The 9,211-nt window shown below is 47.6% G+C and carries 13 protein-coding genes and 1 pseudogene; 7 read left to right on the top strand and 7 right to left on the bottom strand.

Going from position 1 to position 9,211, the window contains the following annotated elements:
• Positions 1-85 (bottom strand): transposase-like zinc-binding domain-containing protein (locus H6F93_RS35620; RefSeq protein WP_524537882.1); only part of this gene is annotated, 85 nt, incomplete at its 3' end.
• Between the two features lie 218 nt (positions 86-303).
• Here H6F93_RS35620 and H6F93_RS35010 point away from each other — a divergent pair.
• From H6F93_RS35010 to H6F93_RS02690, 3 genes are all read left to right on the top strand, one after another.
• Positions 304-774, top strand: coding sequence for an ABC transporter substrate-binding protein (locus H6F93_RS35010; protein ID WP_347277236.1), 471 nt, complete (start codon positions 304-306; stop codon positions 772-774).
• The gene (locus H6F93_RS34515; RefSeq protein ID WP_347277235.1) at positions 738-1,079 is read left to right on the top strand and encodes an ABC transporter substrate-binding protein; all 342 of its coding nucleotides are present in this window, start codon (positions 738-740) and stop codon (positions 1,077-1,079) included. The genes H6F93_RS35010 and H6F93_RS34515 overlap by 37 nt, the downstream gene beginning before the upstream one ends.
• 443 nt (positions 1,080-1,522) lie before the next feature.
• Complete coding sequence (locus H6F93_RS02690) at positions 1,523-1,864, top strand: hypothetical protein (protein ID WP_190645885.1); 342 nt, start codon at positions 1,523-1,525, stop codon at positions 1,862-1,864.
• Between the two features lie 160 nt (positions 1,865-2,024).
• Here the strand turns inward: H6F93_RS02690 and H6F93_RS35615 are convergent, their stop codons facing one another.
• The 4 genes from H6F93_RS35615 to H6F93_RS02670 form a co-directional block, all read right to left on the bottom strand.
• Positions 2,025-2,222, bottom strand: coding sequence for a DUF6629 family protein (locus H6F93_RS35615; RefSeq protein ID WP_524537883.1), 198 nt, complete (start codon positions 2,220-2,222; stop codon positions 2,025-2,027).
• A gap of 112 nt (positions 2,223-2,334) precedes the next feature.
• The gene (locus tag H6F93_RS02680; protein ID WP_190679017.1) at positions 2,335-2,709 is read right to left on the bottom strand and encodes a hypothetical protein; all 375 of its coding nucleotides are present in this window, start codon (positions 2,707-2,709) and stop codon (positions 2,335-2,337) included.
• A gap of 161 nt (positions 2,710-2,870) precedes the next feature.
• Entirely contained in the window at positions 2,871-4,055 is a 1,185-nt protein-coding gene (locus H6F93_RS02675; protein ID WP_190679014.1) for a ScyD/ScyE family protein, read from the bottom strand.
• Positions 4,056-4,428: 373 nt separating this feature from the next.
• Positions 4,429-4,839 carry an NUDIX hydrolase gene (locus H6F93_RS02670; RefSeq protein ID WP_190679012.1) on the bottom strand — a complete coding sequence of 137 codons (411 nt, stop codon included), beginning with the start codon at positions 4,837-4,839 and terminating at the stop codon, positions 4,429-4,431.
• A 36-nt stretch (positions 4,840-4,875) separates the two neighbouring features.
• Between H6F93_RS02670 and H6F93_RS34510 the strand changes: the two genes are divergently transcribed.
• Both H6F93_RS34510 and H6F93_RS02665 read left to right on the top strand, forming a co-directional pair.
• Entirely contained in the window at positions 4,876-5,001 is a 126-nt protein-coding gene (locus H6F93_RS34510) for a hypothetical protein (protein WP_277881867.1), read from the top strand.
• Positions 4,985-5,086: pseudogene (locus tag H6F93_RS02665) on the top strand (DDE-type integrase/transposase/recombinase); the annotation flags it as partial. The gene H6F93_RS34510 and the pseudogene H6F93_RS02665, both read left to right, overlap by 17 nt.
• Here H6F93_RS02665 and H6F93_RS02660 read toward each other — a convergent pair.
• Entirely contained in the window at positions 5,075-5,995 is a 921-nt protein-coding gene (locus tag H6F93_RS02660) for an AraC family transcriptional regulator (protein ID WP_190679010.1), read from the bottom strand. The pseudogene H6F93_RS02665 and the gene H6F93_RS02660 sit on opposite strands and share 12 nt — an antisense overlap.
• A 472-nt stretch (positions 5,996-6,467) precedes the next feature.
• Here H6F93_RS02660 and H6F93_RS02655 point away from each other — a divergent pair, with 472 nt between their 5' ends.
• Together H6F93_RS02655 and H6F93_RS02650 are read left to right on the top strand one after the other, a co-directional pair.
• Positions 6,468-7,961 carry an FAD-binding protein gene (locus H6F93_RS02655; RefSeq protein ID WP_190679008.1) on the top strand — a complete coding sequence of 498 codons (1,494 nt, stop codon included), beginning with the start codon at positions 6,468-6,470 and terminating at the stop codon, positions 7,959-7,961.
• Positions 7,962-7,982: 21 nt separating this feature from the next.
• Positions 7,983-8,447, top strand: a complete 465-nt coding sequence (locus H6F93_RS02650; protein WP_190645879.1) for a cupin domain-containing protein — start codon at positions 7,983-7,985, stop codon at positions 8,445-8,447.
• Between the two features lie 264 nt (positions 8,448-8,711).
• On the opposite strand, the gene H6F93_RS02645 is transcribed toward H6F93_RS02650, so the two are convergent.
• A complete protein-coding gene (locus H6F93_RS02645; RefSeq protein WP_190645878.1) occupies positions 8,712-9,068 on the bottom strand; it encodes a LysE family translocator in 357 nt (118 codons plus the stop codon).
• Positions 9,069-9,211: the final 143 nt, after the last annotated feature.

The raw sequence follows: 9,211 nt of genomic DNA, 5'->3' as shown, positions 1-9,211 counted from the left end.
TGCACTGCTTACACTTGTAGCATTGTCTCCCTCGACGATGCCCGTTCTTAGCGACTTGAGTTGAATTACATTGAGGACATTTCATTCTTCTATCATGCCAAACCAAGCATTACCCTTGCAGCAACGCCCCTTGTGCTACTCCAAATCCCTTGAGATGTTGAAATGTTCACTCCGTTTGCTGCTTCACTATTTGAAGTATCGAGCTATTCCTCTACCTACTTAACCATTACGGTTTCAGCAACGCCCATCTGTATTCTAAGCATGTGTATGCTGGCTTGTTAGTTATTACTAAAAGTATTCGTTATGTTTCAGGTTTCAAGACGTTTGGTTCTGATTGCTTTGGCGGCTCTTCTCTGGGTTGTTGCTTGTTCACCCCAGTCAACACCTCCCGATTCTGCCACTCAGCCGCTCAGAACGGGAACTGGCATCTATCCTGGTAATGCTGGACACTACGTTGCCGCAGACCAAGGCTTTTTCAATGAAGAGGGAGTGAACGTTGAAAATTTTGTCTTTCAGAACTTGGGGGATGGGATTACAGCCTTCCTTACAAACAAAGTAGACGTTCTTTGGGCGAGTAGCAGTGACGCAGTCCAAATGAGCAACGAGGATCCGTCAGTTAAAATCTTCTATTTAATCAGTTACTCAGATGGTGGAGATGGAATCTTAGGACGTAACGTCAATCGTCCTGAGGACTTGAGAGGTAAAACGATTGCGAGAGAAGATTTACTATTCGAAATGTGTTGCTGCGAGCTTATCTACAGCAGGGTGGACTAACCGAGAAGGATGTCGTGTTGAGAAATATGACCGCTGCAGATGCAGCAACGGCGTTTGCTTCAAAGCAGGTTGATGCAGCCGTGTCCTATGGACCTTGGCTAGCCAACGCTGCTGAGGTCGGTGGAGGAGAAATTATATTCAGCAGCAAGGATACCAATTTGATTGCTGATGTTCTTATTACCCGCCAAGCGGTGATTGAGCAACGAGCAGCAGACCTTCAAGCTTACCTACGAGCGATTGATCAAGGTGTTGAGCGAGTTAGGTCAGGAGATGAGGAACTCTCAACTCTGTTGCAGATGCACTAGGAATCACTCCAGAGGAGACCAAACAGCAACTTGATTGGGTCAGGTTCCTCAACATTGAAGAGAATAAGAGGGTCGCGTTTGAGCCGAACAATCCTGATAGCTTGGTCACGAATCTACAATTCACGGCTCAGGCTGCTTATGACCTCGACATTACTCCTCAACAGCTTGAGGCTAGTTCTTTGTACGATGACTCCGTCGTGAAGTCACTGTAACTTTTCGTGATAAAACTAACTTCAAGTCACTAATACCCGCAAATAACCGTCCTTGCTGAAACTAGCGATTGTTGGAGGGGTTATTGGAGCGATCGCCCCTATTTGCTTCCAGGACGATAGAGGCAAGGAAAACAGTTACTCACTTTATAGACTATGCTCAGGTCAAATGAGTTAGATTAAGTGGATTAGATCTATTACCACTCGCAACACTCAAAGCCTATTAACAGACCTATGAGATTACGCACTTTTCTCAATTTGGCGATCGCGGTAGGAACTTTTCACCTCGTAAACATCCAACTTGTTGCCGCTCAAACTATTTCTGTCCCTACATCCTCGACGGAACCCCCCGCTCAAACAAGCCCATCTACTCCTCTCAGGCAAGTTAATCCTGCCCAGCCTCAACCTGAGCTAGCTCCAAACTCTCAGCTAACGCCACCTTTAGAAGGAGAGATTGCACAATGTGCTAGTAATGAGTTTGCCTCCGTTTTCTCTGATGTGCCGCCTGAGCATTGGGCATTTGAAGCGGTTAACCGATTGGCTATTGGCGAATTCAGGTGTTTTCCTATCAGATGAGTAAATGAGATGTGAGGGAAGAGGCGATCGCAAACCAATAAGCTCGGCTGTTTGGGCGACTTCTAAACCCATGCTGTTGCGCGACAATCGCCTGATAGAACGGTTCTAACGAATTGTTCTCATTCGTAATTTGAATAGACTTACCTGCCCCCGTTTACAGTCAATCCGTACCTTGCTGCCAACTCACTTTAGAAGAGGATTGGCAGATGAAGACGATGAGCAGGGACAGAATCGCCGCAAAGAAACACCAAACCGAAACAAAGACTTGATGCAGAAACCAGTGAGAGGCGATCGCCGATAGCGCGATCGTTGCTCCAAATCTCTTAAGAGCGCGATTGGACGCAAGTGCAAAGGGAATGAGGATGATGAGCGCGTAGATAATTCGCTCAACTTCCTGAGAGAGCCAGGGATCAAAAATTAAGCGTGTATTGTACTCAATAGAATGATGGACAACCTGAACCGATAGCCAATCAATCGGGTTGAAAAACTAGCGGAAGGTAAAGCAGCGCTCCATACATAAAACCAAGGACACTTAAACTCCAACCTACTGGCCGCACGATGGGATTAGCTTCAGAGAACGCTACCGACCCAGGTGCCCAGAAGAGCCAGAACCAATAGGCAAACCCTAAGAAGCCGAAAGCTCCCAGATTTACTTCAGCGGAAGAATTCGCTTCCACGCCCAGCCAGACCAATCCTTCACAGGCTTGCTGAACCCCAAAAGCGATCGGAATAGACGCAAGTGGAAGATAACTGGAGTTTTGCCTATAAGCCAACCGCAACGCATAAAGACCTGCTGGGAGGAGCAGGGCACTGGCAGCAAAGCTAACAGAGGCAGAGAAACACATTACTCATACTCAGAAGTGTGTCACCTGGCAGGACGGCAATGCCAAGGATTTCTCGCCATCTCCATCTGATGGGACTGGACCTCCCCATACTAGACCACAGCGCCCTCTCACGCCGACTTGCTGGGTTATCTGTCCCCTTTGGTCATTGACTACAATAACGTCTAGCGTCGGGTCACTTTTAGGAATCCCCCCAGAGAGGCGATCGCCAGCAACCCGAGCCAACTTGAAGGTTCAGGAACCGATTGAGAATCATCATTGGAATTGAATCGAATAATTTCTCCCTGACCTGCAGCAATTCCTCGGTTCGCTATAAAAATATCCCCGTCATCTCCAAATGTGAATGAAGTCGGGGCAAGTAACCCTTCTTGTAAAAGGGTTGTACGTGTTCCATCTGGGTTGAGGCGAATTAATGCACCTGTAAGATCACCAGACAATATGCTGTTAGTGGCATATTCCAAAACATACAAATTGCCATTGGAATCAAAATCCAAATCAATGATGTTGGTAAAGCCTTCGGCAAAAATCTCAGGAATACCATTAGCAACGCGATAGACCCGTGCACCATCTACTGGAAAGGGGAATCCGGTCAATTCACCGACATAGAGTGTGTCATCAGAACTGCTAGCCACTGCATTGGGTACAGACTGCATGGGAATATCAGAACCCCCAAATGGGTTAGTCACTAGACGACTATTAAAGACCGACGCTAGATCAACGTCCCCGTTATCAAGATCCACCTTTAGCAAAGCATTAGCACCCGCATCAGCAACGTAAGCGGCGTTGTTTTGAATGACAAAGCTGTAAGGGTTGGAATCTATTCCGCCTCCATCAGGATTTTCAGCTTGCTCAAATGCTGAAACGTCAGCGATCGCAGTCCAATCAGAGCCACCATTGAGGGTATTAATTTTCAGCAATTGTCCAAACTCTGGCACTCCCAAAGCACTCCGAACAGCCGGATCACTACCAAGCCCGATTAGAACATAAGGCTGCCCAGTCGCATCAAAAGCAACATCATGGGCACCTGTTGCCTCACTACCATCAGGTGCTGCCAATGATGGCAATCCAGTTACAACTCTGGTCACCGTGCCGTCTTCAATGCGGGTAAGTGCACCTGTAGCACCATAACAAACTGATGCAGTTGGATTTGTTGGAGAAGGAATGCACGGTCCTGTACCACCCCGACCTGCTTCAGTTACATAAAGAGAACCATTCGCTCCGATGGTTAATCCTCTAGGGTTATCTAAATTACTCGCAATTACTTCAAAGGTCGCAGCATGGGCTGTGTTTCCGAGACTAAGAGCGCCAATAGTTGCTCCTATTGTTGCAAAAGTTAGATGCTTCAACATAAATATCTCCAAAATGCGACTTTACAGTATGTTCTTGAACCCGCTTGCATTTGCTTCACTAAGCAAAATTGCTGAGGAATTAAACCGATCGCCCCTTCAGAACGCCGAATGAATTGTTAAAGAGCTTCTGTATACTCATATCAATAATTCTTTTCATTCACACAAATTTCATTAAAAGAACAACTACTTAAAGTTTTGATGAAGTATTACTTGGCTATATAGTATTAAACCGGCACTCATTGATCTTGCATTTTTCAGGATGTCTTCAAAGCCAGGTTGTTTTCAGAGAGGTGATTAAGTTTGATACATTGGCAATGACCTGTAAAAGTCTTGGAATTGAGAAGGCAACACAATCCAACGCCATTCTTGCGGTTTATTCACCACTCATATAGGATTCACGGAATTGCATAAGAAGGCGTTTTAGCTCCGGCGATCGCACCTTTTTAACTGCCTGAGAAGGACTCATCCATTGACGCTGTCGGCGCTTAGCTTCAGGGTAGGTTTCTAGCTCTTCCTCCACTCGCATTGAAAACACCTCGATCTGATAGGAATATCCCAGTTTTTGATTAGAGTAGCGACCAATTGCAGGAGTTATAACAGTTCCAGTAACTCCTGCTTCTTCTAGCGCTTCTTTTGCCGCGGAGGACGATGATGTCATCCAAGGCGGAATCCAACCTTTAGGAATTACCCAATGTTTACCGCTGGAAGTAGTAATAAGTAATACTTCTATCTTCCCCTGATTAATTCGATAGGGAATTACCCCCGATTGCCAAACTGCAGGCATATTTTTCGCGTATGTATTGCGTCAGTAGTAGAGGCGGTGTTTGGTGACAATAACCTTGGCTGGGTTGAAAAGCAACAACTTGACCCAGAGCGCGAGTGGCGGACGCGCCCCGACCCACTTGCCCAGGTCTGGGACAGTGAGCTAGCTAAAGCCGACGAATGATTCATGGCAAGTGGATGAAACGTACGGCAAAGTCAAGGGCGTGTGGAAGTATCTATATCGAAACTGTCAATCCTCAGGCGACTCGTAAACGCTCAATATCCTTCTTCGGTGGCGCACCAAACATGCGGGAATATTCGCGATTGAACTGAGAAGGGCTCTCATAACCCACCTGATACGCTGCATGGGTGGCATCTGCATCTTCAGCTATCATCAAACGACGGGCTTCTAATAGCCTCAACTGCTTTTGATATTGCAACGGACTCATTGAGGTCACTGCTTTAAAGTGACGATGGAACGATGCAGAAGACATCCTCGCTTGCTTTGCCAAATCATCCATGCTCAATGACTTTGTAAATTCAGCTTTGATCTGTCTAATCACTTCTGCAATGCGCTGCATATGGCTGCCGGAGGTCGCAATCTGCCAAACCGCTTCGCTCTGATCGCCCATTAAAAGACGGTAATAAATCTCACGAATCATCATTGGTGCCAAGAATGGAATATCTTCGGGCGTATCCAGAAGCCGTGTGAGTCGGGTGGCACACTCAATCAACGGAGCATTTGCATCGCTTACGAACAAGCCTCTCACTGAACTTTCTTTTTGATCTGAGCTGCGGTGGAGTTGATCGATAATATCCCAAAGCTGAGTCGCGTCCAAGCTTAGCTTAAAGCACAGATATGGCTGATTTGGTGTCGCTTCAACAATGTTTCCACTGAGCGGCAGATCGACCGTGACAACGATATATTGAGCCGCACCATAGTAATAGGTTTCCTTGCCCAGTAAGGTTTCCTTTTTACCTTGAAGAATAATGCAAAGCGTCGGTTCATACACAGCGCGGAGTACTGTAGGAGCCACAGATTCCCGCATCAATTCTAACTGGGCGATCGCCGTTGCATGGATACCGTTTCCCCTGCCGTGAGTGTGGCGGTCCACTAATTCCGCCAGTTCTTGACAAGCATCAATCGTCGTCTTGCGCTTTAAGAATTCATCTGCCATACCAGGTCCTCATAAACGCTTAGTGAGGGATTGTGAGACATTCCTCTGATCGTTTTGCTGTGCTTATTATAGAGGATTCTTTTGAGCATCATCTTTCTGCTTGAGAAAATTAGGCAAGAATCTGCAAAGTCTATGTATTCAGAACCCTTTGTCCAAAGCCTATGATGAATTCATACCAGAAAGGTGATGAAAGGATAAGGCAATGAAGGAGAGCATGTCTACAACACAGGTGACACTCTTAATCCAAACGTGAGTGCGATGAGTCAAACTCCGTGATTGCTGCGGCTCTGTTCCAGCATTTCTATTGTTACTGAACGATTGATCGCCTTTGATAGCAGAGTTGACTGCGCCATCAAAACAGATGGTGAATGGCGGAGTGTGTTGGAGTGAATCAATTACTTACTGTTCATGTCACGGTGCATGGATGAACAGAAGTATTCCTATGTCTCTAAACAATGAAAGGAAGTAACTAGTGACACAACAACATCAAGATACGGCTCAATACGAGCAAAATGGACAAACTCATGTTCAAACAACATCTCCACAAGAGAAGCAGCATGACTACAAAGAAGCGATCGAGATACTCGCCTCAACGATCCGAGGTGAACTGATCCTTCCCGGACACCCTGCTTATGAAGCAGAACGAAAAGTCTGGAATGGTACTTATGATTGTTATCCTGCTGCGATCGTGCGCTGTGCCGATGCGGAAGATGTCAGAACTGCGGTTAACTTTGCTCGTGAGCAGGCAATGACGCTCTCCGTGAGGAGCGGTGGACATAGTGCAGCCGGACATGGCACCAATAATGGTGGACTGGTGATTGACCTCTCCAACCTGAAGACGATGACGATCGACCCCATACGTCACACAGCCCGGCTGGAACCCGGTCTCACTTGGGGTGAGGTCGCTGAAAAGCTCCAGCCTTATGGATTGGCGTTGACAGCAGGCGACGTTGCCTCTGTGGGGGTGGGCGGATTGCTGCTCGGTGGTGGCATTGGTTGGATGGTTCGCGCCTATGGTTTAACCATCGATCGCCTACAAGCAGTAGAACTAGTCACGGCGGATGGACAACTGCTGCGTGCTAGTGCTGACGAAAATTCCGAACTGTTCTGGGGATTGCGCGGTGGTGGTGGCAACTTTGGGATTGCAACAGCCTTCGAGGTAAACCTGCATCGGGGTGGAACTGTTCTGGGTGGTGCCGTCTTTTATGAGGCAACCGAGGCAGAGCGCATCTTGCGGGAGTATACCCGTCTAGCAGCGGCAGCACCGGATGAACTTTCCACTGAAGTTCTGCTCATGCCAGCACCTCCCGCCCCCTTCATTCCCCCTGACAAACAGGGAACCCCGGTTATCGCAATTATGGTCTGCTACACCGGTGATATCAGCGAAGGCGAGCAGGTTGTAGCTCCCCTCCGTCAGCTTGCTACCCCGATCGCCGATCTGATTGCGCCCATGCCCTATTCGGCCATGTTTGCGTTCACAGCGGCTGGTGAAATTCCTGGCTTTCAGCATCATTCGCGATCGCAATTCTTCGAGACGTTCTCAGACGAGATGATTCACTCATTAGTTGAGTCTGTTCAATCTGTTATATCTCCTGAAACGCTGGTCACCCTGCGTGTCCTGGGTGGCGCTATGAGTCGGGTCGCACCTGATGCAACAGCCTTTGCTCATCGCGATAAACAGGGCATGGTGTTAATCACTCATTTTGCACCACTATCGGCTGATGCTGCCAGTCTCGATGCCTGCACCCAGCGAGTCTTTCGGGCACTCTTACCTTACGCTAACGGGGCTTATGTGGGCTTTCTGGCAGACGAGGGAGAGCGGATTCGTGATGTCTATCCGCCCGCTACCTATGCAAGACTCGTTGCACTCAAGAACCAGTATGACCCGACCAATCTGTTTCATCGGAATCAGAACATCCAACCCACCGTTGTCCCAATGACACTGGCTGAGCCAGTGAGTTCATAGCGTACCTCTACCCCTAAAACAATGAGTACTCAATTCAATCAAAGCAAAGTTGCGATCGTTGGACAGAGCGAGAACCTCGATTGGTTCAATACAATGCCTGGTGAGCAGATGGCTATCCGCGTCCATAGCAAAGATGTCAACGGAGCTTTCACAATTATTGAAGTGAATGTTCCAGCGTTCTCAGGTCCGCCACTTCACTATCACCAAGATCGGGAAGAGATCTTTGAAGTCCTTGAAGGCAGCTTTCGCTTTCACGTTGAGGGCGAAGAGTTTGAGGTCGGTCCCGGAACCTCGGTTGTGGTGCCCCGTAACACCGTGCATACATGGGTGAATCTTGGACCCGGAAGGGCTCGGATGCTCGGCACCTTCGTCCCTGGCGGGATCGACGAGTTCTTCCCTCAAATTGGTCAAACTCCACCCGAAGGTTGGATGGATCTTGCACGCCAGCATGACACTTGGATCGTTGGAGCGCCCCTGTCTGTTTAAGCTCCATCGCCCAACGCTGCCGCTGAACCTACACTGAATTACCGCAAAGACGCTAATTGCAATCGGTCTGTGTAGTAATCCTAAATAGGTTGTGAAAGTTATATTCCTTAGGGACGTGAATTTCACAACCTATTTTGTTCACAACTTATTTGCGTCAGCTATAGTACGGCTATCAGATCAAACATCGTAAATGGAACAGTTTCTCTTGACGACTATTTGTTCTCGACAGCTATACAACGGCAAGAATAGAAAGCCACTGTTCGTTTAACGATGCTCCAGAGCAACCAGTCGCACTCCGAGAAGAATCAACACACTGCCTGTAACACGCTGCATTAATTGACTAAAGCGAGGTGTACCAGAGAGATTATCGCCAACGGTTCCAGCCAACAGTGCTACAAGTCCGTAGACGATCGCACACAGCAGAGTAAAGATTAAGCCTAGAACTAGCATTTGCAGTGGAACATGGTTTGCATGGGGAACTACAAATTGAGGCAAAAACGCAAGGAAAAACAGAATGCCTTTAGGATTAGTCACGCTCGTGATTAGTCCAGTCCAAAAGAGTTTGCCTTGTTTGCTTTGAGCCATTTGCACTGGCTGTTTTTGCGGTTTGCTCAACCACATTTGGATACCTATTAACCCGGCAACTTAAGAGGGTGCAGCGGGAAGGGGCAATTCGTAGAATTGAAGTATGAATAAACCTGATGCCCGCTTACTTAATCCCACGACTCAAGATTATCTGCGACAACAAGCGATTCGGTTACGTC

Origin of the sequence: Leptolyngbya sp. FACHB-671, from assembly GCF_014695745.1 — a bacterium.
Classification (GTDB): domain Bacteria; phylum Cyanobacteriota; class Cyanobacteriia; order Elainellales; family Elainellaceae; genus JAAUTN01.
The sequence above is the reverse complement of the archived record's forward strand: the minus strand, read 5'-3'. Positions and strand labels throughout refer to the sequence as shown.